Source organism: Vibrio sp. B1FIG11 (assembly GCF_905175335.1).
Classification (GTDB): domain Bacteria; phylum Pseudomonadota; class Gammaproteobacteria; order Enterobacterales; family Vibrionaceae; genus Vibrio; species Vibrio campbellii.
This window is the reverse complement of the sequence record NZ_HG992751.1, coordinates 762464-788101: the sequence shown is the minus strand read 5'-3', so window position 1 is coordinate 788101 and position 25638 is coordinate 762464. Positions and strand designations below refer to the sequence as shown.

The window sequence follows — 25638 nt, the reverse complement described above, 5'->3', positions numbered from 1 at the left end:
CATGCAAAAACGCGCTTTATATTCCTTAGTTTTTTCTGCTGTGATTTTGGCGGGCTGTTCTTCTACCGACCAAAAAACACAGGAAGGCCGTTATGAGCTTGAATCCGATGTAGCTCCTGATAAACCACTATCGGTCGAGCACATTGAGGATGCGCATCCTAAATACGAACCTTACAGCTTAGGTGGTAACAGCGATTACAACCTGCGCGGTTCGGACTACAAAATCGTTCGTGACGCAAAAGGCTTTACGGAAAAAGGTCGTGCCTCATGGTATGGCAAAAAGTTCCAAGGCCATTTAACCTCGAACGGCGAAATCTACGACATGTACTCAATGACAGCGGCGCATAAAACCCTGCCACTGCCGAGCTACGTGAAGGTAACCAATACCGACAATGGCAAGTCAACCGTAGTCCGCGTGAATGACCGTGGCCCTTTCCATGATGGCCGTATCATTGACTTGAGTTACGCAGCGGCACATAAGCTAGATGTCGTGAAAACCGGTACCGCAAACGTAGAGATTGAAGTCATCACGGTAGATAAACCGACCGATGAGAAGTCGCTCGCTGCACACCCGAGATACGTGATTCAGGTTGCGTCATCAAAATATGAAGATCGAGCGCGAACTTTAGGCCAAGAGCTTGGTCAAAAGCTGGATACGGAAACTTTCTTGGAGTCCTCGAAAGATACGTATCGCTTGCTGCTAGGCCCATATACTGACTATTCCCTGACGCAAGCCACTCTGGATAAAGTAAAGTTGCTCGGCTATTCGACCGCATTTATTAAAAAACACAAAACTGACAAATGACCTTGGTGTCATGATTTTCTATGCAGAGCCCCTCTTACATAAGTGGGGATTCTGTTAAGATGTCGGCAGTTAACCAAAAAATTTGAATTACCATGAATAAAAATAAGTTTGTGAAATCTATTCTCGTTTCTACGGTTGCACTATCTGCAACCATCGCTCAATCTGCTTTTGCTTCACCAGTTGTTGTCCCAGATGCACCTCAAATCGCTGCCAAAGGCTACGTTTTGATGGATTACAACTCAGGTAAAGTTCTGGCTGAGAAAGAGATGAACACAAAGTTGTCTCCTGCTAGTCTGACAAAGATGATGACCAGCTACGTAATTGGCCAAGAGCTAGCGCGTGGTAATATTTCAGAAGACGATGATGTGACCATCAGTAAGAATGCTTGGGCGAAAAACTTCCCTGATTCTTCAAAAATGTTCATCGAAGTCGGTACAACGGTTAAGGTTCATGACCTAAACCGCGGCATCATCATTCAATCAGGTAACGATGCTTGTGTGGCAATGGCTGAGCACATTGCTGGCTCTGAAGACGCATTCGTTGATCTAATGAACGCATGGGCAAACACACTGGGCATGAAGAACACGCATTTCGCGAACGTTCACGGCCTAGACAACCCGAACCTATACTCAACGCCTTACGATATGGCACTACTTGGTAAAGCACTGATCCGTGACGTGCCAGACGAGTACCGTATCTACTCTGATAAGAAATTCACTTACAACGGCATCACTCAGTACAACCGTAACGGTCTACTGTGGGACAAGAGCATGAACGTTGACGGTATCAAAACTGGTCACACGAGCAATGCAGGTTACAGCCTAGTAAGTTCTGCAACAGAAGGTCAGATGCGTCTGGTTGCTGTTGTAATGGGTACAAAAGATGCAAACGCACGTAAATCAGAGAGCAAAAAGCTACTGAGCTACGGTTTCCGCTTCTTCGAAACAGTGGCACCACACAAAGCCGGTGAAACTTTCGTAGAAGAAAAAGTATGGATGGGTAACAAAGACACTGTAGCACTGGGTCTTGACCAAGATACTTACGTGACGCTGCCTCGCGGTGAAGCAAAGAACCTAAAAGCAAGCTTCGTACTTGAAAAAGAGCTAGAAGCCCCAATTAAGAAAGGTGATGTAGTTGGTAAGCTATACTATCAAATTGATGGTGAAGATATTGCTGAGTACCCACTAATGGCACTGGAAACAGTGGACCAAGGCAGCCTATTTAGCCGCATGTGGGACTACATCGTATTGTTGTTTAAGAGCTTCTTCTAACAGTCGCTTCTGACCAACAAACAAGTCTGCAAAGCCGCCAACTAGGGCGGCTTTGTTAATCTTGAGTTCACCCTAATTTGACTGTACTATTTCGCACCGCAACGAATACCAACTGGAGTTACCGATATGCTAACCATCAACTCTGATGCAAAATTGAAAGACCTGCTTGAGTTCCCTTGTTCATTTACATACAAGGTAATGGGTCATGCAAAGCCTGAGCTTCCAGAGCTAGTTCTAGAAGTTATCCAGCGCCATGCTCCAGGTGACTACAGCCCAACAGTAAAACCAAGTGCTAAGGGCAACTACCACTCGGTGTCTATCAACATCACTGCAACCTCTATCGAGCAAGTTGAAACCCTATACAAAGAACTGGGTGAAATCGACATCGTACGCATGGTTCTATAATTTTTTGATAAATTAAATTTTTTTTGAAAGCAGCTTCGGCTGCTTTCTTTTTATTTATCATGTAGATAATGCAAAACAGCGAGTCTTTCAGTTAAAAATCTGTTACTCAGCTGTAGAGCATCAGGTTCATCCGGTTTATAATCCAAAAACTTTATATATTAGCGACAGGAATTCCCATGCAACACCAACTTGTTGTGAAACGACTTGGACGCCAAGATTATGAGCCTGTATGGAAGGCGATGCATGAGTTCACTGACCAACGCACAGACGACACGCCTGATGAAGTTTGGTTGGTAGAACACAACCCAGTATTTACACAAGGTCAAGCGGGTAAAGCCGAGCACCTGATTAACACTGGTGATATTCCTGTTGTTCAAAGCGATCGTGGTGGTCAAGTGACTTATCATGGCCCTGGTCAATTAGTCGCGTACTTCCTGATCAACCTACGTCGCAAAAAATTAGGAGTGCGAGATCTCGTTACACACATCGAGAACCTCGTTATTAACACTCTTAAGGCATACAATATCGATTCTGCTGCGCGACCTGACGCTCCGGGCGTTTATGTCGACGGTAAAAAAAATATGTTCTCTCGGACTTCGCATTCGAAAAGGATGCTCATTCCACGGCCTAGCGTTGAACGTCAATATGGACTTAGGTCCGTTTTTATGTATAAACCCATGTGGCTATGAAGGAATGGAGATGGTTCAGGTTAGCCAAGTTGGTGGACCAGAAGACATCGAAGCCGTGGAAAAACAACTAATACAAGAACTCGTTACTTTGCTTGATTACGAGCAAGTAGAATTCAGCACAGAAGCACCTTCTCAAGGTAACAAAGCATGAGCAAACCAATCCAGATGGAAAAAGGCGTTAAATACCGCGACGCCGACAAGATGGCATTGATTCCCGTAAAGAACATGCCTTCAGAGCAGAAAGAAGTGCTACGTAAGCCTGATTGGATGAAGATCAAGCTACCAGCCGACAGCCAACGTATTCAAGACATCAAATCAGCGATGCGTAAGAACAACCTTCACTCTGTATGTGAAGAAGCATCTTGCCCTAACCTAGCTGAGTGTTTTAACCACGGTACGGCCACTTTCATGATCCTTGGCGCGATTTGTACTCGCCGTTGCCCTTTCTGTGACGTTGCCCATGGTCGCCCGCTTCCTGTTGAAGCTGAAGAGCCTAAAAAGCTAGCGAAAACCATCGCAGACATGAAATTGAAGTATGTTGTAATCACTTCAGTTGACCGTGATGACTTGCGTGATGGCGGTGCAGAGCACTTTGCTAACTGTAACCGCGAGATCCGCGAACTAAACCCGCACATCAAGATTGAAACGCTGGTTCCTGACTTCCGTGGTCGTATGGATGTGGCACTTGATCTTATGAAAGACAACCCGCCAGATGTCTTCAACCACAACCTAGAAACAGCACCTCGTCTGTACCGTAAAGCTCGCCCTGGCGCGAACTACAAGTGGTCACTACAATTGCTGCAAAAATTCAAAGAGCAGCATCCAAATGTACCGACGAAATCAGGCCTAATGATGGGTCTTGGTGAAACCAAAGAAGAGATCATCGAAGTATTGAAAGACCTTCGTGCACATGGCGTTACTATGCTGACTCTTGGTCAGTACCTAGCGCCAAGCCGTCACCACTTGCCAGTAGAACGTTACGTTCCACCTTCAGAGTTTGACGAGCTAAAAGAAATCGCACTAGAACTTGGCTTCACCCACGCGGCGTGTGGTCCATTTGTTCGCTCTTCTTACCATGCCGATATGCAGGCTCAAGGTATTGAGATTAAATAAGCACTCGCTTGTTTTGAAAAAAAAGGTTGGCTCAGAGCCAACCTTTTTTGTTTCTGATGAATATAAACCACTGCCATTCGGATAACGAACCTATAGCCTTAAACTAATAGCGCGTCATTCCGAAGAATCCAAGCGATATCAGGAATCTCGTTTCAACACACTCTCTAAGCAGCAGTGACAATTAGAGATTCCCTATCCCGCTCGTTCCTCGCTTGTAGGGAATGACGAAGTTGGGCTCTTGAGTAAGTCCGAAGTATATTCAGAATCTAATAACCTCTTTCATTTTCCACTCAAATACTCCCAAGCCACTACATGACAATCTGCTTCTCAAAACCCAAAGCACGTCATTCCGAAGAGCCTAGGCGATATCGGGAATCTAATTTCAGCGCGCTCTAAACTAACAGTGACAACAAGAGATTCCCTATCTCGCTCGTTCCTCGCTTGTAGGGAATGACGAAGTTGGGCTCTTGAGTAAATCCGAAGTATATTCAGAGTCTAATCATCTCTTTCGTTTTTCTACTTCCCCAAAAGCCTCCACACAACAAACCTATTTCTCACAACTAAAAACGCGTCATTCCGAAGAGCCTAAGCGATATCAGGAATCTGCTTGCAACGTACTCTGAGCTGATACTTCCATACGCTAGAAAAACAAAAAGGCCCTCAAATGAGGACCTTTAAATTGGGTGAACTTTCGAAATAGATGGGTCGAGTTCTAGGAGAACACACGGAGTTTGCTTCTAGCAAATGAGTATGTTCGACAACGAAATCGGCGCACTCAATGAAGTAAGTTACGCGTAAACTGGTAGACGCTTACAGATTTCTAGAACTTTCTGTTTTGTTGCTTCGATAACTTCTTCGTTGCCGATGTTATCTAGAACGTCACACATCCAGTTTGCTAGCTCTTTCGCGTCATCTTCAGTGAAGCCGCGACGAGTAATTGCTGGCGTACCAACACGGATACCAGACGTTACGAATGGGCTGCGTGGGTCGTTTGGAACAGAGTTCTTGTTTACTGTGATGTTTGCTGCACCTAGTGCTGCATCTGCATCTTTACCAGTGATGTCTTTGTCGATTAGGTTAACTAGGAATAGGTGGTTCTCAGTACCGTTAGAAACGATCTTGTAGCCACGCTCTTGGAATTGACCGACCATTGCTTTCGCGTTTTTCACAACGTTAGCTTGGTAAGCTTTGAATTCAGGCTCCATCGCTTCTTTGAACGCTACCGCTTTACCAGCGATAACGTGCATTAGAGGACCACCTTGACCGCCAGGGAATACTGCTGAGTTCAGCTTCTTGTACAGCTCTTCACCTTCGTTGGAAAGGATAAGACCGCCACGAGGACCTGCTAGCGTTTTGTGCGTAGTCGTAGTTACTACGTGAGCGTGTGGAACTGGTGTTGGATACTCGCCAGCTGCGATTAGACCAGCAACGTGTGCCATGTCTACGAATAGGTAAGCGTCAACTTTGTCCGCGATTTCACGCATGCGTTTCCAATCAACGATTTGTGAGTAAGCAGAGAAACCACCGATGATCATCTTAGGCTTGTGCTCAAGCGCTAGCTGTTCCATCTCGTCGTAGTTGATTTGACCTGCTTCGTCGATACCGTAAGGAATCACGTTGTAGTGCTTACCAGAAAAGTTTACTGGAGAACCGTGAGTTAGGTGACCACCGTGCGCTAGGCTCATACCTAAAACTGTGTCGCCTGGGTTTAGAAGCGCCATGTAAACTGCGCTGTTTGCTTGAGAACCTGAGTGAGGCTGTACGTTCGCGTACTCACAACCGAACAGTTGACATGCACGATCGATTGCCAGTGCTTCAGCTTTATCTACGTACTCACAACCGCCGTAGTAACGCTTACCTGGGTAGCCTTCAGCGTATTTGTTCGTTAGCTGAGAACCTTGAGCTTCCATAACTCGTGGACTTGTGTAGTTTTCAGAAGCGATTAGTTCAATGTGTTCTTCCTGGCGAAGTGTTTCTTCCTGGATAGCTGCGAACAGTTCCGCATCGTAATCTGCGATGTTCATATCACGCTTAAGCATCTGTATCTCCTGACTCAGATTGGTACTGAAAGTTGCAAAAAAACTGGATAACGACCTAACGCAAACGTTTTCGTCGACCTAATGGCGCGCATTCTACATAATTTGATCTAGGTCATAAAGAGAAATTTACAATTTTTCTCATGCAGTTTTTTCATGGTGACAAGCAAGAAATATCATGACGATGTTGCAATCGTTTAACCATGACTCATTGACTGTCAATTTTGTGCTTTACACCCTGTAAAACGACAATTACATAGGTTTACCGCAAATTTTACCCTCTAGCTACCGAAAAGATCATCTTTTTACTACTATGCACGCCCGATTTATCACTAACGACTGCATAATAGATGGAAAAACACTCAAGAAAAGAAGACTGGATGGCAATTCTTACGGGGACCTTTTTGGTCGCTCAAGGCGTTTTCTTTCTCCAATCCGCGAACCTCTTAACCGGAGGCACTACAGGATTGGCTCTGCTTATTAGCCAATTTACACCTTTTACGTTTGGTGTGCTGTACTTTTTAGCCAACTGTCCTTTTTACTTGCTAGCATGGAAACGCTTCGGCCGTCATTTTGCGATTAATAGTGCAATTTCTGGCGCTTTGGTTTCTATCTTTGCGGATAATCTGTATTTGCTGATCTCACTCGAGTCGATTAATGAGATTTACTGTGCGGTTGCTGGCGGGCTGTTGATGGGCTTGGGTATGTTGATCCTGTTCCGTCACCGTTCAAGTTTGGGTGGCTTCAACGTGCTGTGCTTGTTCATTCAAGACAAATTCGGTATTTCGGTCGGGAAATCTCAGATGGCGATCGACGCGTGCATCTTGTTTGCATCTTTCTTCTTCGTCACACCTTGGGTGATCGGCTTATCTATTCTTGGCGCCTTCGCACTGAACCTTGTACTTGCAATGAATCACAAACCGCATCGTTATTCTGTAAGCTACGGGTCATAGGATGAAAAAATAAAAGGCTTTGGGGAGCACTCCAAAGCCTTTTGTTTAGGATCGAAATCCTTAGGGGTACTTTTTATTTGCTTTTATTCTTCAATCAGCAAGATGCGAGTTTCGTAAGGACGCAGTACTTGGTGATTGGAAGCAATCGCGCTGGTCGCATTTTGATAGTTGGAAAGCCGGTTCTTGGCTTTGCTCATATCAAAGCGCTCTGGTAACACACACTCCACTTCTTCGCCGTAGTAGTTGTTAATACACAGCAGCGTTTGCTTGTCGTTCTGACGTGCGTAAGCAAAAATACGTTTGTGCTCAGGCAGTAAGTCCTCGTAACGACCATCGGTGATGACTGGTACCTGCTTACGCAGTTCAATCAAGCGCTTGTAGAAGTAGAACACCGAGTTCAAATCGGCAATCGCGGCTTCCGCGTTGATCTCTGAATAGTTCTGAGCCACCTCTAGCCACGGCGTGCCTTCAGTAAAGCCCGCGTGTTTCGCGCTGTTCCATTGCATAGGCGTGCGTGAATTATCACGCGACTTCTGCGCCAAAATCGCCATCATATCGTCGTGAGATACGTCATCGCGATTGACCATGATGTCGTACATGTTCGTGCTTTCAACATCGCGATATTGGCTGATTTCGGTGTAGCCCGGGTTGGTCATGCCGATCTCTTCACCTTGATAAACATAAGGCGTGCCTTGCATCATGTGCACCGATGCCGCAAGCATTTTGGCAGACTCGACGCGGTATTGTTGGTCGTTACCTAATCGGCTCACAACGCGTGGTTGGTCGTGGTTACACCAAAATAGCGCGCCCCACCCTTTGCCATTTAAACCAGTTTGCCAATGGTTGAAGATCTGTTTCAGTTGGATGAAATCAAACGGCGCTTTCGTCCATTTATCACCATTCGGGTAATCGACTTTCAAGTGGTGGAAGTTGAACACCATCGATAGCTCTTTACCATCTTGCGCTGAATACTGCTGACAATGCTCTAGCGTGGTGGAAGACATTTCACCCACCGTCACGCTGCCATATTTTTGGAACACGGCTTCGCTGATCTCTTGAAGGTATTCGTGCACACGTGGACCATCCGTGTAGAAACGGCGACCATCACCAATATCGTCACTTGGGAAATCTTGCTGCTTGGAAATCAGATTGATGACATCCAGACGGAAACCATCCACACCTTTCTCTGCCCAAAAGCCAATGACTTCTTTCACTTCTTCACGCACTACTGGGTTTTCCCAGTTTAAGTCCGCTTGCTCTTTAGCAAACAGGTGCAAATAGTACTGACCCGTTTTTTCATCCAACGCCCAAGCGTTACCACCAAACTTAGATTGCCAGTTGTTTGGCTCTGCGCCATCAACCGGATCTTTCCAGATGTAGTAATCACGGTATGGGCTGTTTTTATCACCCAATGCCGATTGGAACCACTTGTGTTCTGTCGAAGTATGATTCACCACGATATCCATGATGATTCGAATACCCAGCTGGTGAGCCTCAGCCAACAGGGTATCGAAATCTTGCATAGTGCCGAAATCTGGGTTGATCGCATAGTAATCGGAAATGTCATAACCATTGTCGATCATTGGCGATTGATAAACCGGCGTCAGCCAAATCGCATCCACACCAAGGTGTTTTAGATAATCCAGCTTAGAAATGATCCCTTTAATATCGCCCGTGCCTTTACTTCCACTGTCACAAAAGCTTTTTGGGTAAATTTGGTAGATGGTTGCGGTTTTCCACCAGCTCTCATCATGCTTGGTCATTGCCATTTCTAACGCTCACTTACCATTAAACGGAAACTTAAAAATCTTTAAAAAATAGAGGAGATAAACGAGGCAGCCAAATCACTGCCTCAGTTTGAATTACGCGTTAGCGGTTTCTAACTCGCCTTTCATCTGTGCGCGCTTATACAGCACAAGCGTCAGTGCCACAGGGACCACAATCGCCACCAACATCCCCAGAGCAAAGACACCCCAGAACTGCGGTTGGATAGACAAGATGCCCGGCAAACCGCCCACACCGATGCCGTTCGCCATCACACCTGCACTACCACAGATAGCAGCGGCAATCGCACTGCCGATCATCGCGCTTAGCATTGGGAATTTGTTTTTCAAGTTGATGCCGTACATCGCTGGCTCAGTCACACCAAGGTAAGCAGAGATAGCCGCAGGCACTGAGATATCACGCTCGCCGTGTTTTTTACTGATGATAATGATACCGACTACTGCAGACGCTTGAGCAATGTTTGAAAGTGCAATCAAAGGCCAAATTGGCGTGCCACCTAGCTCTTGCATCAGTTGAAGATCAACCGCGTTAGTAGTGTGGTGAATACCGGTAATTACCAATGGCGCGTATAGGAAACCGAAGATGGTTGAGCCAATCATTGCGAAGTCACCCGTCATGGCTGCTTTTGCTGCGAAAGCAACGCCGTCACCCAACATGCGACCGAATGGACCAATAATAGAGTGCGCAAGAATCACAGACACAATGATAGAGACAAACGGCACGACCACTAGGTAAAGGTAAGACGGAATGATGCGCTTTAAATTGGTTTCTATGAACGCCAAGGCAACACCCGCTAACATCGCAGGAATCACTTGCGCTTGGTAGCCCACTTTCTCGATAGCGAATAAGCCAAAATCCCATACTTCAGGCACTTGCTTACCAATTAGGTAGGCGTTCATTAACTGTGGCGAAACCAGTGTGACACCCAATGTGATACCCAGAATCGGAGTACCACCGAGCTTTTTCACTGTCGACCAACAAACGCCAACTGGTAGGAAGAAGAAGATTGCTTCACCAATTAGCCATAAGAAAGAGTGTACCGTTGCCCAAAACTGGCTGATTTCCGTGAGCGTTTGGCCATCAAACATCTTGATGTCGCCAATCACGTTACGGAAACCAAGAATCAAACCACCAGTGATGATCGCAGGTAGCAGTGGTACAAAGATTTCAGCAAGGTGGGAAATACCACGCTCAACGATGTTCATGTTTTGACGAGCGGCGTTCTTAGATTCATCTTTGCTCGCCTCACTTTTACCACTTAACTCAATCAGTACCTTGTATACCTCATCGACTTCCGTGCCGATCACCACTTGGAACTGACCTGCGTTGGTAAAACAGCCTTTCACCATAGGCAGTGCATCTAACTGTTTGGTATCGGCTTTGTCTGTGTCATTCAACACGAAACGTAAGCGAGTTAAGCAGTGGCTAACACTGGCAATATTGTCCGATCCCCCGACCAGCTCAATAAGACGCTCTACATCTTGACGCGCAATCTTACTCATAACTTTGTCCACCCTGTACTGGATACATTCAATTCGTCGTATTATTTTTATTTTGGGAACATTCCCATTTGATAATTTTAATAATGCCAGCTCGCTTTAAAAAACAAAATGGGAACAGTCCCATTAATTGAGAATGATCACAGTATAATTTTAGAGCAGATTGTCGACAGGGGGATTAATGGCGGATCGGTTGCTGGGTAAAATGCACCACAGACTCATCACCGTTTAACTGATTGATCAGCATCTTAGCGGCTTTCTCACCGGCATGTGCATAGCCTGGATCTACGCTGAAGACATTTGGAAAAAGGAACGAGAGTAGTTCGTTGCCACCCACACCAGTGACCACCACATCTTCACGTCCGATTTCTTGCAGACGTTTGATCACACCGAGAGCAATGGTGTCACTGGCACAAGCGATGGCTTGCGTATCCGGTTGAAGAACTTGATCCACCAGCTGGTAGGCGCTTTCGTGGCTAAGTTTGCCCGTTTGAAAACAAGGTTCGACACGCTTTTTCTCACACCAAGCTTGGTAAGCATTTAGGCGAGCGAGACCCGTGGTACGGTCTTCTGGATCAACACCAATATAGGCAATACGAGAAATAGATTGTTGTTCCAGGTGGGAGAGCGCCATGTCGATAACACCTTGGTTATCATAGTTGATCGAAGAAACCAATTGAGTGTCCATGGCGATCACGACAATGCGATTGCCCCACTCCGCTAACGCTTGCTCATCACACCCAGTAAAGCCAAAAACGATCACCCCATCGACATTGCGACGTTTAAGAACGTCCAAATGCTCGTTGGTTTTATCGCGATCGAACTGGCTCTCCATGATCACCACGTCGTACCCTGCCGAGTACAAAGCACTAAGCATAGTGCCGACGGCACGGTTTTCTGATGGGGAATCAAGACGAGAAATGATCACGCCGACCACTTTCTGGCTGCCACCACGCATCGATTGTGCTGATTTGGAGGGCACATAACCTGATTCACGAATGATTTGTTCAACCTTCTCACGCGTTTGCGGTTTTACCTTGGGATCATTGGTAAGTACACGGCTAACCGTCGATTTGCCCACGCCAGCCAATTTCGCGATATCAAGAATGGTGAGTTTTTTGCTCATAAGTGTTCAGACTAAAAGAAGGAATCAAACAAAAGGGAAGCAGCGGCTTCCCTTATCTCAATCAGTAATGAAGATTACTTGTTTAGGTACGCAGGCACATCGGCAATGCTATCAAGTACAACCGTAGCAATCGCTTCGCCTTGTTCCGTTACTGGTTTACCAGTACGAACCAAAATCTTAGTGCCAACGCCTGCCGCCTCAGCTGCCATCATGTCTTCGGCTTTGTCGCCGATCATCACAGACTTCTCCATGTCGATCTTCAAGAAGTCACGCGCAGAAATGAACATACCTGTTTTGGCTTGCGGCAGTCACAATCTTGCTTGTACTCACCGATGCCATGCTCAGGATGATGTGGGCAGTAGTAAATGCCGTCGAACTCAACGCCATTGTCAGCAAAGTTCCAATCCATCCATTGAGTCAAAGACAAGAAACGGTCTTCGCTGAATTTACCACGTGCAATGCCAGATTGATTGGTCACAAGCACCAACAGGTAGCCTTTCTCTTTCAGCGCTTTTGTCGCTTCAAACACACCGTCAATGTACTCAAAATCATGTTCATCATGAACGTAACCGTGGTCAACGTTAATCACGCCGTCACGATCGATAAAAACAGCAGGTTTTGCCAAAACGTATTTCTCTATTTACTCGGTTTCATCAGATTATTACATACCTTATAAGCACTCACACTATCTAATTGGTGTAAGTTCGCGACAAAACAGTTGATTTGCCGTCCGAGAATCGGTAAATCTTAAGTATCCCTCTTAATTGCTTCCTTCTAGCGTACATCCTCTGTTTTACTCTCCCTACAGAACATCCATACATTTAGACGTCTAGACGTAAAAATATCTATTGACTTACTACTGCTTAACCCATAGCATCAACTGAGAATTGAGATAGAGTTCAAAATTTACTCCTGTTAAAAGCCGTTTTTAACAGCGAAGTTCCCAGTATCTCTGTGCAGGTTGAAACATGATAGAAATAAAAAACGTCAATAAAGTGTTCTACCAAGGCAGTAAGGAAATTCTTGCCCTTAAGGACATTAACCTAGATATCGCGAAGGGCACCATCTTTGGTGTTATCGGTTCATCGGGCGCGGGTAAAAGTACCCTCATCCGTTGTGTAAACATGCTGGAAGCTCCAACTTCAGGTTCCATCATCGTAGATGGCGTTGACCTAACCAAATTAAGCAAAAAGCAATTGGGAGAAACTCGCCGCAACATCGGGATGATCTTCCAACACTTTAACCTGCTGTCGTCTCGCACCGTTTTCGACAATGTCGCACTCCCTCTTGAGCTAGCAGGTAAAGACAAAGCGCAAATCACAACAAAAGTGACTGAGCTTCTTAAGCTCGTCGGTCTTGCAGACAAGCATGAAAGCTACCCAGCAAACCTCAGTGGTGGTCAAAAGCAACGTGTGGCTATCGCTCGTGCGTTGTCATCAGACCCTAGCGTGCTACTTTGTGACGAAGCAACCAGCGCGCTGGATCCTGCAACGACACAGTCCATTTTAGAACTGCTCAAAGAAATCAACCGCAAGCTAGAAATCACCATTCTACTGATCACTCACGAAATGGAAGTGGTTAAGAGCATCTGTCACGAAGTGGCGATCATCGGTGATGGTGAGCTAGTGGAGAAAGGCACCGTGGGTGAAATCTTCGCGCATCCGAAGACCGCACTGGCACACGAGTTCATTCGCTCTACTTTGGATCTTTCTATCCCAGAAGATTACCAAGCTCGCTTACAAACCACGCGCGTAGAAAACAGTTACCCATTGGTTCGCCTAGAATTTACTGGCGCTACCGTGGATGCACCTCTGATGACGCAAATCGCTCGTAAGTTCAACATCGATGTGAGCATCCTAAGTTCCGATCTGGATTACGCTGGCGGCGTGAAGTTCGGCATGATGGTCGCGGAGCTGTTTGGTAACGAAGAAGACGATAACGCAGCGATTGAGTTCCTGCGTGAGCACAACGTGAAAGTAGAGGTACTTGGCTATGTCCTTTAATACGATTTCTGAATGGCTGAGCTTAAACAGCAACCTACTTTTGGGCGCAACGTGGGAAACCCTTTACATGGTTGCGGTTGCAGGCATCGTTGGTTTTGCAGTGGGCATTCCACTCGGCGTCATTTTGCACACCACTAAAAAAGGTGGCTTGCTGGAAAACACCAAACTGAATCGCGTGCTTGGCGCCATCGTTAACATCGGTCGCTCGGTTCCTTTCCTAGTACTGATGGTTGCGATTATTCCAGTAACCAAACTGTTGGTTGGTACCTTTATCGGTACAACAGCAGCGATTGTTCCTTTAACCATCGGAGCTATCCCATTTGTGGCACGTCTCATTGAAGGCGCACTACTGGAAGTACCATCAGGTTTGGTTGAGGCAGCGCAATCTATGGGCGCGACACCAACACAAATCATCACAAAAGTTCTGCTTCCTGAAGCAATGCCGACTATTGTTAACTCAGTAACCATTACTCTAGTAACGCTAGTGAGCTATTCAGCAATGGCAGGGACAGTTGGTGGCGGCGGTCTTGGTGACGTTGCGATCCGTTATGGCTTCCACCGCTATGACGTAGTGATCATGGCAGTAACCGTCGTGATGCTGATTGTGCTAGTACAAATTATTCAGTCTATCGGTGATGCAATCGTACGCCGCGTAGACCACAGATAAGAATTGAAAATACCAATTATAAGGAGATAAAGATGAAATTTAGCCTTAAGAGTCTTTTGACTGTTGCAACTGCTGCTTCTGCACTGGTTCTTGCTGGTTGTGGTGACAAAGAAGTCGACGTGAACAAATTAAAAGTTGGCGTAATGGCAGGTGCGGAAGCACAGGTCGCTGAAGTTGCGGCAAAAGTTGCTAAAGCGAAATACAACCTGGATGTTGAGTTGGTTACCTTTACCGATTACGTAACACCAAACGCAGCGCTGGATGATGGCTCAATCGACGTAAACGCGTTCCAACACAAGCCATACCTAGATCAACAAGTAAAAGATCGTGGCTACAAACTAGTGACTGCTGGTAACTCTTTCGTATACCCAATCGCTGGTTACTCTAAACAAGTAAAATCAGTGGATGAAATCGAAGATGGCGCACGTATCGCGGTTCCAAACGATCCTACGAACCTAGGTCGTTCTCTTCTGCTTCTTGAGCAACAAGGTCTGATCGAACTGCGTGACGGCGTTGGTCTACTGGCAACGGTACGTGACATCGTTGGTAACCCGAAAAACATCACTATCGTTGAGCTAGATGCAGCACAACTTCCACGTTCTCTTGATGACGTAGCGATTTCTATCATCAACACGACTTACGCAAGCTCAATCGACCTAACGCCAGAGCGTGACGGTATCTTCGTTGAAGACAAAGAGTCTCCATATGTAAACCTGATCGTTGCTCGTGAAGACAACGTTCAAGCCGCTAACGTACAAAACTTCGTTAAGGCATACCAAACTGAAGAAGTTTACGAAGCAGCGAAAGACATTTTCAAAGGTGGCGTAGTGAAAGGTTGGTAATCGCCACTTTCTACAAAACTTACGATTAAAAAGGGCGCTCATCGGAGCGCCCTTTTTACATCTGTTTTGATTACTGCTTTACCGCTAGAACATCTGAACTTCGTTTTTCTCAACGTTCTTTTTCACCTGTTCTTCCACTTGAGGATGCTTGAACACATAAGGCGCTAGAAACGCAGTAAAAGGAATAGTCAGCACAATCCCCACACTACCCGCCAACGCGTTCACGACTGCGAGGCCCACCAGCGGCATATTCATAAACTGGCTCGCTGGCATGTTAAGCCCCCACACCATCATGATGGTCGTCAATGAGCCGCCAGCAAACGCCAAGATCAAGGTGTTAGTCATGGTACCCATGATGTCTCGGCCAATGTTCATCGACGCTCTAACCAACTGCTTTGGTTTGAGTTTCGTGTCGGTTTGTTGCAGCTCCGCGTACGCCGATGCAATCGAAATCGCCACATCCATAACAGCACCAAGCGCAGCAACGACAATCGTCACAAACATCAACCAACGAATGCCCATCTTCACCGACGTTAGGTAAATTACGTCTTCGCCTTTGTCGAGGTAAATACCCGACAAGTGCGCCATTTCGCCGAACCACTGCGCCATGACACCTGCGGCGATCACGCCCAATAACGTGCCGCCCATGGCACATAAACTCTTACGGTTATAGCCAGAGACGAGAATAAAGCTGACCACGATGATCACCACCATCAATAAGATGCTGACCAGCATCGGATTCCAACCTGCAAAAATACTCGGCACCAACACACCAACGATCAAGGCAGCAGTGAAATAAAGCGCGACCATCGAGTTGATGCCCTCTTTCTTACCAAAGCTCAGCAGCAGCGCACAAAACAGCGCAAGCATCAGATAAATCGCGTCTGAGCGTTTGTGGTTATACGCCCAATAAACGGTGCCATTGGTGGTTTCGCGGATCATCATGATGAAGGTATCACCTTCACTGACATACACGTTGTGCTGGCGACTAAGAGGATTGGTGACTTCCACCTCTAAGCCTTTGCTCTCTCCTTCAAGAATTTTTGCCATGAAGACTTGTTTACCTGTCATCACATCCGGCACAAGCGGATCAGGCGCAACATGGTTTGAGATAGAACGCGTGACGGTTGCTTCAACAAACTCTTGCTGCTGACGCGATTTAGGACGGAAATCTTCACTCCATGAAGAAGAAAACTGAAAGATAAGCGTGGAGATAAGGGTAATGAGTAGGGTGAAACCCCATCGATTATAGATTATTTTGATCATGAAGCACTCTTCTACATCACTCACTCAAACAGGCTTTGCCTTAAGCGAGTAAAATTAGGCGCGGTAAAGATTACCGCGCCCACATGCAGGATTAATGAGTTGGATTACAACCTGCGACTTTCTCATCAAGGGTCGCCGCGTCTTTGTTAGGGTTAACAAAGTAGCTAGACGAATCATTGATGTTCACAGACTTAACAATCGCCGGGTATTTCGGGTTTTCCAAATCAATCGAGACACAAATTTCCATGTTCTTCAATTGTTCCCACAGCGCTTTGCCTTCGCCCTCACGCAGTGTCGTGATATCACCGCTTGGTAGGTATTGAGTGAACGACCAGTTACCAAGGCTGCCACTGAAGTCCGCCACATCAATGCCTTTGTGCTCTTCAACATAAGCCGTCAGCATGTCGCGAATTGCGTAGACTTGCTCGTTCACTGAGTCATAGAACACGTCGTCTTTGCTCGCCCAGCCATATTTCTGGATTTGCGAACCAAAGCGGTAGCTGTTCATCGCCACTTTGTAGGTCGCGTTTGGATCGAACTGCTCACCACCAATACTGGTAATGTTCACACGGCTACCTTCATTCGTTACTGCGTTGTTCTCATCCATCTCAAGAGACGGCTTGCTCAGATCCACAGTGAACTCAATATCACCATCGAATTGATCGTACAGGTAAGCTGGTGCGCCTTTCTTGAACGATACGGTAATATCACCCGGTTTATATTGGTTGAAGTAAGAGTACGACCACTCAATGAAGCGTTTTAGGTTCGTACCTGTCATCTCTACGCCAAGTAAGGTGTTATCGTACTTGTACAAGTTGGTCGACTTACCTTTGGTGTAAACTTCGTTGTCGATTAGGTTAGATTGATCAGAGAACAACGACGCAGCAGAGACAATCGCACCATTCCCCTCACCCATCGCCTCTTCAATTTTCTGCATTTGGATTTGGTTAATCACATCCATCAATGGCGTATCAACGACTTTCGCTAGGTGAATCGTCGAGTACAAACGCTCTGCGGTGTAGTTGTAATCCGTTGCTGTCGCTTCGTCTGGGTAACCCGTTGCACTTGGTGTGAAGTTACCTGTCACACGCCCCAATTCACGAGTCGCATCTTCAACCGAGATATCGTGCACGTATTGGAATTTCGCTTGCAGCGCTTGCTCTTCTTCCACTTTCTTCGTGCCAATGTTGGTCAATGTAGTGTCTTCCATCGTCCACTTGCCATCGACTTTCTTCAATTGAATTTCAGCTTTCGCTAGGTAAGCACCCCACTTGCCCGGCTCAATGATTTTCACGCTTTGCGCGCGATTGTCTTGGTTGTATTCGCCAGACTTCGCTTTATCTTCAATCAGCGTATTTTCACCGCCAATTTCTGATGTGGATTTGCTGATTGGCGTAACCGTGCCGTCTGCATTCACTTGCTCGATATAGTTGGCGTGTTCGTGACCCGCTAAAATAACATCGAATTTATCCGCCATTGCTGACGCGATTTCGTAAACGCCCACACCACCATCTTCTTGTCGGCCAAGGTGAAGCGCACCCACAATCACATCTGGATTGTATTCTGACACCAGTTGGTCAACCGCTTCTTTGGTTGCATCCAATTCGTTCTCAAACTTCAAACCTTTGAAGTGATCCGGTGCAGACGCTTCCCAGTTCGGCACGTTCGATGGCGTTAGACCAACGATCGCCACTTTTACGCCTTCCACTTCAAACATTTGGAACGCGCGAATGTAGTTCACATCGTTACTTTCCCACTTGATGTTAGAAGACAGTACCGCACCATTAAAATGATCGAGGTTGCGATCGACAAACGAACGCTCAAAGTTGAATTCATGGTTACCTGGTACCCAAACGTCAAAGCCAAGAGAGTTCATGCTCTCGACCACTGGGTGAGTTGGATCATCGTTGAATAGTTGCGCGGAGTTGCCCTGAACCGTATCACCGATATCAATCAGGATCATATTTGGATGTGCCGCTTTTTGGTCAGCAAGCAAAGTGGCTACACGAGCAATACCTGCGTCATCGTCTTCTGCGTTCAACGCGTAGTCAAAACCAAACAAGCGACCGTGTAGATCCGATGTTGCGGCGATAGCAATGGTTACCTCATCCGCTTGTGTCGCTTCACCTTTCACAACCACATCTGGCGTGTTGGTTAGTGTTTTACCTTCTGCGACTACAGGGCTGTAATCCGACGGTACTTCTACATACTTGGTGTCATCGTCGTTACAACCAGCCATTAAGCCGACAACAGCAATGCAGACTAGGCTTCGTTTAAATAAAGTCATCTCAATTCCTTCCAGATTATTTTTTTATATATATTTTCGGAAGGGGCCCTCTTCCCAAAACCTCAAAAAGGATATGGATGTTATTTGAAATTTTTGAGAAGCAAACGTTTCAATGCTTATAAACCATGCAACTAGGTTACATTTTTCTTTGAATATGAACAAAGATCACAAGCAAGGGGATGAGAGGAATGGCTGACAAAAATACTTTTCAAATCAAAGCATTGATAGCATCAATAATGGGTAATTTTACTGAACAGGCTCGATTCATTTAGAGCGATAGAAAAAAGCTGGCATAGACGCCAGCTTTAAAAATGGACTACTTAATGTGATCCCAAGAGATGTTGGAGACAATACGACAATCGTCACACTTGAAGTAGAAGATATCGTGCAGCGGCTCGTCGAGTAACCATTCACCACCACATTTTGGACACTTACGCCCTTTTTCCGCTTCAAGTGACTCACCGCCAACTCGGTATTGGTAGTAGTAAGTCGGGATCTTAGTGATGTATTCAATACGACCACGTAAGTCCCAACCGCGGCGGAACAGCACGCTGTCAGCATCGCAGATTTCATGCAGTGCAGCGTGTTCAGCACGGCAGCCACCCGCCATTTGGATTTCATCACACGCTTGCCATTCGGTTTGCCATTTCACCACCGCTTTGTGGTCACCATTCAGCGTCGCACCATTACGGTAAAGTGGGATTGGCAATAGCGTCTCGCCGCTGCGCAGTGGAGAGCAAGTATGAACGTACGTGGTGTACAGCACTTGCCAACTAGGTGTCTCTTCTTCCGCCGCTTCTTCTGAATTCAAATCACGACCCAACATGCGCATTTTCGGCGCAAGCAACGACGCTTCCGACAAACGATTCATGCACACTTTGACGAAATCAGAATGGTAGCGAGGATGCAAACTGTCTTGCTCTGGGCAAACCACGCGAACATAGAACTCGCCATCACCCATTACGATAGGAAATTCACGACCCAGAACTTGTCCGTTGTAACGCAGTGCGTCCATCAGACCATTAATCGCTTTATCTACGGCGCTTACGGTGGTGTTATCAAAACACTCAAACTGCAACTCAACAACGTACATGCTTACACCGCTGCCTCTAGTTTGCTCAGAAACTCAGTCAGTGTCTCGGCTAGCACATCTCGCTTATCCGAACCCAGACGTTCAAGAATCACATTACCGGTTAGGTTACAGATAGAAATCACATCCAGCTCTGCATCTGTCGCCGCGATAAATACTGTCGGTTTTAGCTTTAGACGACGCTGAGTGACTAAGTGACCCAGAATGTTCTCTTGCAGACGAGTAAAGTCATCATCACTCCATACTTGCAGCAACGTCAGCTCATTACCTTGCCAAGTCGCGTCCATATCAGCGCTGTACTGAGAACCGTAGAAGGCCTTGATGTCTTCATGCAGCGTCAGCTCAATTGCGTTCTCAACGTTAGTGAAATCCGCCATCTCTTCACGTGGGAATGCTTTCCACAGTACTGCCCCATCGCGTTTCTCTTCTACACACGGAGAAACAAGATCAGCAAGCTCTTCACTGCGTGGCAGTTCATTGTGCTTGTCTTGCCAAGCTTGTTGGTAGCGCAGGCTAAAGTCCTGTAGAGCCTGAGGAACGGTTTGGGTCATGAAGGTCTCCTGGTTTGTTTTTATCAGGTTGCGGTGTCTGCCGGATAGCAATTAAGCAGCGGATTCAGTAAAATTCTCGCCATTCTAATCGAAAATGACCACAAAGTATGAGCAAATATTCTGACGCTAAAGAGCTTGCTGGCCTGACGCTTGGTAAAAAGACTGAGTACGCAAACCAATACGACGCAAGCTTGCTGCAACCTGTACCTCGCAGCCTAAACCGTGACGACTTAGAACTGGGCGACAGCCTGCCGTTTTTAGGTCACGACATTTGGACGCTGTACGAGCTATCTTGGCTAAACAGCAAAGGCTTGCCTCAAGTGGCGGTTGGCGAAGTGTACATTCCAGCGACCAGCGCCAACTTGATTGAATCAAAGTCGTTCAAACTGTACCTAAACAGCTACAACCAAACCCGTTTTGCTACTTGGGAAGAAGTGACTGAGCGTCTAACGCAAGATCTATCGGCATGTGCAGGCGAAGCGGTACTTGTGGAAGTAAACCCAGTTAACCACTACACCAACCAACCAATCGTAACGATGGAAGGTGAGTGTATTGATGATCAAGACATTGAAATCACTAGCTACGATTTTGACGCTGCACTGCTTGAAGGTGCTGCTGGTGATGAGCAAGTAGAAGAAATTCTTCACAGTCATCTACTGAAATCGAACTGTCTAATCACCAATCAGCCAGACTGGGGCAGCGTAGAAATTCGCTACCAAGGCGCTAAGCTTGATCGTGAGAAGCTGCTTCGTTACTTAGTGTCATTCCGTGAGCACAACGAATTCCACGAGCAATGTGTTGAGCGTATTTTCACTGACCTGATGAAGTACTGCCAACCAACGAAACTTACGGTATTCGCACGTTATACTCGTCGTGGTGGTTTAGATATCAACCCTTACCGCTCAACGGAACAAGACAAGCCAGCACACAATAATCGCATGGCACGTCAGTAATCTGAGTAGGTAATGAAAGTATTTGAGTTCCATACTCAAACACTAATGACTTAAATACTCAAAAACGCCCAGCTATCTGTTGGATTGCTGGGCGTTTTTCTCTACTATTGATTATTCAAAAATACGTAAATTACGACACAGTTCAAGGGAACGAAAAGGATGTTTTGGGACAGTTCGCGTCTATTTAGGCTGATTGGCTTTCTTTGCTTATTGTTAGCACAGCCACTTCACGCGACCATTTTATCTTCCGCTTTGCTTAATGAAGCTCAGCAACTGGCTGAGATCGAACCTTCACAAGCCAAACAAGCGGCCAAAAACTACCTTTTGCAACGTGAACTGACTGAGCGCCAAGAGAACGGCAGCCCTTCTGCCATGTCTCGTGAAGAGACCGACCGTAGCATCCGCACACCAAGCAGTACGATTGAAGCGCATAAAATCATTGCGCAAGCCGACTACGCCATGGGCAACATTCGCTCTGCCATCAACAACCTTGATGAAGCAGAACGCCTCGCCAAAGAATACCAACTACCGTACATGAATCTGGATGTGCAACTGATGCGCAATCAAATGATTTGGATGTACGACAAAAACTACGCCGCAGCAGAAGAAAAACTCGACCAAATCGAAAAACAGATTGAAGACGCAAATCCGGTTTTACAACGCACTGACAGCGTTCGCTACCGCTTAGTGATGCAGCGTGCATTATTGGCGGCTAACAGCGGCAATTCAGTAAACGCCGAGCGCTTGTACGCAAAAGCCAAAACCATGCTAGAGGACAATCGCTCAGACCTGACTCTGATTGATTATCACACTGCCGTAGGCGAATTTTATCTCAACAATAAGAAGTACAACCTTGCCCTGTCAGAGCTGCTTTATGGTTACTGGCAATCCATTGAGAATGACAGCGGCGCAAGACTGGCGAAGGTAAACCGTCTGTTGGCACGTCTATTCCAAGAGCGCCGTGTTTACGATAAAGCCATCGAGTACCTCTCTCAGGCGGCCGACTTTTACGACAGCTACCCAAGCTCACCAATTCTGGCTGATGTGTTAGAGCAAATGGGCGATATCTACTTCTACCAAGGTAAATTCAACCTAGCACTGGTGCATTACTTCAATGTGCTTGACCACGACAGCACCAGCAAGAACATCAATCGCATCATCAAGATCCGTTTGAGTCTCGCGGCAACCTACTTACAGCTCTATAACTACGCGTTGGCAGAGCAGTACTTAGATCGTGCTAGGGACTTGTTAGAGTATGCAGATTTACCGCAGTTAGAAGCTAAAGCGGCGCTGCTACAATCTGGCTTGGCGTACCACCAAAACGACAGTAAAGACGTCATCGTCAATGCGAAGAAAGCGCTCGACCTAATAGAGAAAGCACCAGACGAGACGGGCTTTATCAAACAACAGTCCTACCGTTTGTTAGGCTTAGGCTACGAGCAAGCTGGCGAATATCAGCTGTCTCTACAAGCGTATAAAAAGTACACCAGTCTAGTTCGACTGGAACAAAAACAACTTAACCAAATCAGTGAAGATGCCTTCCGCCAACAGAAAGAGTTTGCTGAGCAAAGCATCCATTATGTCGGCCAGGCAGAAAAGCTGATTCAAGTGAGCATGGAGCACCGCAAGTTCCAAAAAATCTCGTTCGCATTGTTCATTATCGTATTGGTAATGTTCCTCTTCATCATGCGCCGTGGCGTCATCATGCAACGCCAAGCGACTGAAATTGAAAAACTGCGCGATGACCTGTTTACCCATTCCCGCTCGCGTTTGCGTAACCTACGCATGCTCAACGTTAAGCTCTCGCGCTCTCTGAAGAAATCGAGCGATACGTTCGAGCAGTGGCAGATGGGCGAGCTGATTCACGAACCACTCAACGACCGTTTGCGTTTCGTGATGATTGATTTGCCATTCCTACGCAGCATGTACGTTCAGCATGGTTACAAAGCAGGCTTAGAGTTAGAGCGTGCATTTGGAGAGTTCCTAGCAGAACGCATCCAAAAGCCGACACGTTTGTATCATTTCTCCGATGCTAACTTGTTGTACATCGAGCCAAACGCCGATCGTGATGCCTCTGCAGAAGAAACGTTTAACAAGTTCCAAACTTGGGTGGATGAGTTCGCGGCCAAGCACGATGTGAATCGCATCATTCGTATGGGCATCAGTGACTATCCATTCTTACCACGTGCATACACGGCGATTAACGATGAAGAGTTACTTGACCTGTTACTCCTTGCCACCCACATTGCCCGTGAAGTGAGCTTAAAAGACAGACACAGTCACTGGGTATTCTTGAAGGCAATTGATAACGCACCAGCCGCGAGCTTTGCAACTGGTGACATACGAACCGCGTGTCAACATGCCATCAATCAAGGACTAATAAAGATTCATTCTTCTTATAAGAATGAGGACGACATCAAAAAAATATTAAAAAACGGGTAATTAACCAACGGTTGAGCACGATCAGTGATGACGCTATAAAGTTTTTTGTTATTATCAAATAATCGTCAGTAGTACATGGACTTAACCGTAGTCGCTTCATGGGAATCTTGGAATCCGATATTCAGTCGCAGCTTCATCAGCTGAGTTGTCAACTTGACCAACTCAGGCTGACTCATCGTGATACTTCGCTCAAATTTCAACGTGAGCAGCAAGTTCTAAAGCGAGTTGTGGCATCATTGTCTTCTGCTTGTCAGGGGTCAAACTCTCAAGTAACCAACTACCTGCTCGAAATTCAGCAAGAGCTTGAACATCAAAAAGATGTCAGCACGCTGATCCCTCGTTTAGCAGTGCTAGAAAGAATGCTCAAACAGCAGTCTAAGGCGATGGAAAAACAGACCGGTTATCTCGACGAACAAATCAAACACAGTGGTGAAACGCTTCAACGTATCACTGGCTTGCCTGCGCAGCTAAAACGCGAGTTGCGTAACCTAATGAGCTTTTCGGAAGTTCACGCCGGGACAAAAGTCGACCAAGCAACCAAACTGCTGAGCATCTACGAACGCGCGCTCAAGATCATCACTTCCAACTCACGCCTTAACCTTGGCGAACTAGAAAACGGCCCGGATAAATCTCAATTAGAGTGCCTTGCCAGCGATCTACAACACACCATCACCGAACTCGACTTTGAGGGTGAATCCGGCGATCAACTGTTGGATATTCGCGCCAAGTTACTGTTGGGGGTGAATGCAGAGTCGCTTATCGAACTGACGTTAAATACACTTAAACTGGTCGTGGAAGCCACCAAGTACGAACGTAAATCGTCAGAACAGTTTCTAGAGCAGTTGAACACTTCGCTTTCGAGCAACCTTAAAACCGTTCATCAGAACGTCGACCAACACCAAACCTACTTCGAACATCGCCAAGAGTTAAACTCTGAGATGACCTCCTTGGTGGAACGCAGCCAAGAGTCGGTCGAACAAGCGCAAGATTTAGAAGAATTGAAAGGAGAAGTGTCACCACTTCTGGCAAAAATGGCGTCACTGACCGAACGCTTAAGAATGACGGAAGAGCGTGAACAAGCCCTTCAGGAGCGCTTGAGTTACAGCAAGAATCAACTGGAAGCCGTATTCGAAAGCACACAAGACTATCGTCGACGTTTGGAAGACCAAGCTCAGCGAATGCTGCTTGATCCGCTCACCAAGGTATACAACCGTGCAGCATTCAACGACCGATTGGAACTGGAATACCGTCGCTGGATCCGTTCACAACAGAACCTACGTGTGGTGCTGTTTGATGTTGATAACTTCAAAGCAGTCAATGACAGCTATGGCTACACCGCTGGCGACAAAGCGCTGAAGATCATCGCTCGTACCATGAATAAGCGTATCGCCGATACAGAAACCGTAGCGCGTTTTGGTGGTGAAGAGTTCATCTTGCTGATCCCGGAACAATCAGAAGAATACACGCTTGAATTGATGAAAAACATTCAACGTGACATCAGCAAATTACCATTCAAGTTCCGTGAACAAAACATCATGATCACCTTAACTGCGGTTTCTACATCATTTAAAGAAGCAGACAACCCAGAATACGTCCTCGACCGTCTTGGTAACATGCTAAAAGACGCCAAACAGCGTGGTAACAACCAAGTCAACTGGAACTAAAAAGCGTTCAAAAAACAATCAAACGAACACTTTTTACGTGCTGTTTTGTCATATTGCCTCAAATTTTCAACGAGTTATCACGTTTCTCCTCTTCCAGTCTGCTAAGCTGTTTAAACGCTATAAACAAAGTCTGCCAACCACTGAGTAGAACGACACGTATAAGCTAAGTAGGTGAGTTGGTTTCTTCCCTC

General features: G+C 46.3%; 19 protein-coding genes and 2 pseudogenes. 12 read left to right on the top strand and 9 right to left on the bottom strand.

Annotated features, from left to right (window positions below; genetic code table 11):
- Window position 1: 1 nt before the first annotated feature.
- The 5 genes and pseudogenes from KHO06_RS03565 (at window position 2) to lipA (ending at window position 4283) form a co-directional block, all read left to right on the top strand.
- The gene (locus tag KHO06_RS03565; protein WP_045370446.1) at window positions 2-805 is read left to right on the top strand and encodes a septal ring lytic transglycosylase RlpA family protein; all 804 of its coding nucleotides are present in this window, start codon (window positions 2-4) and stop codon (window positions 803-805) included.
- Between the two features lie 92 nt (window positions 806-897).
- A complete protein-coding gene (locus KHO06_RS03560; protein ID WP_005530703.1) occupies window positions 898-2076 on the top strand; it encodes a serine hydrolase in 1179 nt (392 codons plus the stop codon).
- Window positions 2077-2202: 126 nt separating this feature from the next.
- Window positions 2203-2481 (top strand): DUF493 family protein YbeD, encoded by a 279-nt coding sequence (gene ybeD / locus KHO06_RS03555; RefSeq protein ID WP_005384135.1) that lies wholly within the window; start codon window positions 2203-2205, stop codon window positions 2479-2481.
- Between the two features lie 176 nt (window positions 2482-2657).
- A pseudogene (lipB, locus tag KHO06_RS03550) lies at window positions 2658-3321 on the top strand (lipoyl(octanoyl) transferase LipB).
- Window positions 3318-4283, top strand: coding sequence for a lipoyl synthase (gene lipA, locus KHO06_RS03545; protein WP_081234533.1), 966 nt, complete (start codon window positions 3318-3320; stop codon window positions 4281-4283). The pseudogene lipB and the gene lipA overlap by 4 nt, the downstream one beginning before the upstream one ends.
- Window positions 4284-5071: 788 nt before the next feature.
- Here lipA and glyA read toward each other — a convergent pair.
- Complete coding sequence (gene glyA / locus KHO06_RS03540) at window positions 5072-6322, bottom strand: serine hydroxymethyltransferase (RefSeq protein ID WP_212582111.1); 1251 nt, start codon at window positions 6320-6322, stop codon at window positions 5072-5074.
- Window positions 6323-6669: 347 nt separating this feature from the next.
- Between glyA and KHO06_RS03535 the strand changes: the two genes are divergently transcribed.
- Window positions 6670-7272: a YitT family protein gene (locus KHO06_RS03535; protein ID WP_005530699.1), complete on the top strand. Its 603-nt coding sequence runs from the start codon at window positions 6670-6672 to the stop codon at window positions 7270-7272.
- Window positions 7273-7355: 83 nt separating this feature from the next.
- On the opposite strand, the gene treC is transcribed toward KHO06_RS03535, so the two are convergent.
- The 4 genes and pseudogenes from treC to gmhB all read right to left on the bottom strand — a co-directional run bounded on the left by treC (window position 7356) and on the right by gmhB (window position 12307).
- Complete coding sequence (gene treC, locus KHO06_RS03530) at window positions 7356-9041, bottom strand: alpha,alpha-phosphotrehalase (protein ID WP_212582110.1); 1686 nt, start codon at window positions 9039-9041, stop codon at window positions 7356-7358.
- Between the two features lie 93 nt (window positions 9042-9134).
- Window positions 9135-10559 (bottom strand): PTS trehalose transporter subunit IIBC, encoded by a 1425-nt coding sequence (gene treB, locus KHO06_RS03525; RefSeq protein ID WP_212582109.1) that lies wholly within the window; start codon window positions 10557-10559, stop codon window positions 9135-9137.
- A gap of 175 nt (window positions 10560-10734) precedes the next feature.
- A complete protein-coding gene (treR, locus tag KHO06_RS03520) occupies window positions 10735-11682 on the bottom strand; it encodes a trehalose operon repressor TreR (RefSeq protein WP_086369647.1) in 948 nt (315 codons plus the stop codon).
- 74 nt (window positions 11683-11756) lie between these two features.
- Window positions 11757-12307, bottom strand: a pseudogene (gene gmhB / locus KHO06_RS03515) (D-glycero-beta-D-manno-heptose 1,7-bisphosphate 7-phosphatase).
- Between the two features lie 343 nt (window positions 12308-12650).
- Between gmhB and metN the strand changes: the two are divergent.
- Genes metN through KHO06_RS03500 form a run of 3 tightly spaced genes read left to right on the top strand, consistent with a single transcriptional unit; the run spans window position 12651 to window position 15194 of the window.
- Window positions 12651-13685: a methionine ABC transporter ATP-binding protein MetN gene (gene metN / locus KHO06_RS03510; RefSeq protein WP_005530689.1), complete on the top strand. Its 1035-nt coding sequence runs from the start codon at window positions 12651-12653 to the stop codon at window positions 13683-13685.
- On the top strand, window positions 13675-14352 hold the full coding sequence (locus KHO06_RS03505) for a methionine ABC transporter permease (protein ID WP_005432672.1): 678 nt from the start codon (window positions 13675-13677) through the stop codon (window positions 14350-14352). Before metN ends, KHO06_RS03505 begins: the two co-directional genes overlap by 11 nt.
- A gap of 32 nt (window positions 14353-14384) precedes the next feature.
- Window positions 14385-15194 (top strand): MetQ/NlpA family lipoprotein, encoded by an 810-nt coding sequence (locus tag KHO06_RS03500; protein WP_212582108.1) that lies wholly within the window; start codon window positions 14385-14387, stop codon window positions 15192-15194.
- An 84-nt stretch (window positions 15195-15278) separates the two neighbouring features.
- Here KHO06_RS03500 and KHO06_RS03495 read toward each other — a convergent pair whose 3' ends face one another.
- From KHO06_RS03495 to syd, 4 genes are all read right to left on the bottom strand, one after another.
- Window positions 15279-16460, bottom strand: a complete 1182-nt coding sequence (locus KHO06_RS03495; protein ID WP_212582107.1) for a YibE/F family protein — start codon at window positions 16458-16460, stop codon at window positions 15279-15281.
- 91 nt (window positions 16461-16551) lie between these two features.
- Window positions 16552-18747 (bottom strand): 5'-nucleotidase C-terminal domain-containing protein, encoded by a 2196-nt coding sequence (locus tag KHO06_RS03490; protein WP_212582106.1) that lies wholly within the window; start codon window positions 18745-18747, stop codon window positions 16552-16554.
- A gap of 316 nt (window positions 18748-19063) precedes the next feature.
- On the bottom strand, window positions 19064-19840 hold the full coding sequence (locus KHO06_RS03485) for a Zn-ribbon-containing protein (RefSeq protein WP_005432677.1): 777 nt from the start codon (window positions 19838-19840) through the stop codon (window positions 19064-19066).
- A 2-nt stretch (window positions 19841-19842) separates the two neighbouring features.
- The gene (gene syd, locus KHO06_RS03480; RefSeq protein WP_005432679.1) at window positions 19843-20388 is read right to left on the bottom strand and encodes a SecY-interacting protein; all 546 of its coding nucleotides are present in this window, start codon (window positions 20386-20388) and stop codon (window positions 19843-19845) included.
- Between the two features lie 107 nt (window positions 20389-20495).
- Between syd and queF the strand changes: the two genes are divergently transcribed.
- The 3 genes from queF to KHO06_RS03465 all read left to right on the top strand — a co-directional run bounded on the left by queF (window position 20496) and on the right by KHO06_RS03465 (window position 25447).
- A complete protein-coding gene (gene queF / locus KHO06_RS03475; protein ID WP_038891670.1) occupies window positions 20496-21341 on the top strand; it encodes an NADPH-dependent 7-cyano-7-deazaguanine reductase QueF in 846 nt (281 codons plus the stop codon).
- Window positions 21342-21500: 159 nt separating this feature from the next.
- The gene (locus tag KHO06_RS03470; protein WP_212582105.1) at window positions 21501-23783 is read left to right on the top strand and encodes a tetratricopeptide repeat protein; all 2283 of its coding nucleotides are present in this window, start codon (window positions 21501-21503) and stop codon (window positions 23781-23783) included.
- A 98-nt stretch (window positions 23784-23881) separates the two neighbouring features.
- Window positions 23882-25447, top strand: coding sequence for a GGDEF domain-containing protein (locus tag KHO06_RS03465; RefSeq protein ID WP_212582104.1), 1566 nt, complete (start codon window positions 23882-23884; stop codon window positions 25445-25447).
- Window positions 25448-25638 lie beyond the last annotated feature (191 nt).